At 67.3% G+C, this 490-nt stretch carries 1 protein-coding gene; it reads right to left on the bottom strand.

Going from position 1 to position 490, the window contains the following annotated elements:
- The coding region (locus AC07SZ_RS35615; protein WP_494917902.1) for a VCBS domain-containing protein at positions 1-490 on the bottom strand (490 nt) is incomplete at both ends.

Raw genomic sequence — 490 nt, 5'->3', positions numbered from 1 at the left:
GCGTGTCTTCCGTGACCGAGCCGGCCTGCACGCCCGAGGTGATCACCGGGCCGTCATTGGTGCCGTTCACCGTGATGGTGACGTCCTGCGTGGTGGTGGCGCCCTTGTCGTCGGTGACCGTCACCGTGAAGATCTCGACGTGGCTCTCGCCCTGGGCGAGGTTCTGGTGCGCGGCATTGTCGAGCGTGTAGGTCCAGGCGCCGGTGGCCGCATCGACGGCGAACGAGCCGTAGCTGCCGGTGGTGTCGCCCGAATAGGCCTGGGTGGCACCATTGTCGACGTCGGAGGCCTGGACCTGGCCGGTCGCCGTCAGCTGCGTGTCTTCCGTGACCGAGCCGGCCTGCACGCCCGAGGTGATCACCGGGCCGTCATTGGTGCCGTTCACCGTGATGGTCAGGTTGGCGGTCGATGAACCGCCATGGTTGTCGGAGTTGGTGTAGCTGAAGACATCGGTGACGCTGGCGCCTGCGGCCAACGCCTGCACCGAGGC

The organism is Mesorhizobium sp. GW821-FHT07A06 (genome assembly GCF_059419085.1).
This window is presented reverse-complemented; position numbering and strand designations above follow the sequence as displayed.